The following is a 278-nucleotide window of genomic DNA, read 5'->3' as shown; positions in this document are numbered from 1 at the left end:
GATCTCCGGCGCGATCGGCGGCGGCGGGGGCGGAGGAGGCGGAGGCGCGTAGTAGACGACCGGCGCGACCGGAGCGGGCGCGGCGATGTACGGCGCGGGCGCGGGAGCGGAGATCGTCGCGGCCGGAGCGGGCGCGGAGATCTGCTTGGGCGCGGGCGCCGGCGGGTTCTCGGCGTGCGCGGCCTCGCCGATGCCCTGCTCGGCGGGGGCGGCCGCGGCGGCGGGCGCGGGCTCGACGGGCGGGGCCGAAGCGGCGACGGCGGGCGCGGCCTCGGCGG

1 pseudogene is annotated in these 278 nt (G+C 83.1%); it reads left to right on the top strand.

Going from position 1 to position 278, the window contains the following annotated elements:
* Positions 1 to 85: 85 nt before the first annotated feature.
* A pseudogene (locus OJ962_RS20110) lies at positions 86 to 278 on the top strand (collagen-like triple helix repeat-containing protein); the annotation flags it as partial.

This window comes from Solirubrobacter deserti, from assembly GCF_027587175.1.
GTDB classification, from domain to species: Bacteria; Actinomycetota; Thermoleophilia; order Solirubrobacterales; family Solirubrobacteraceae; genus Solirubrobacter; species Solirubrobacter deserti.
The sequence above is the reverse complement of the archived record's forward strand: the minus strand, read 5'-3'. Positions and strand labels throughout refer to the sequence as shown.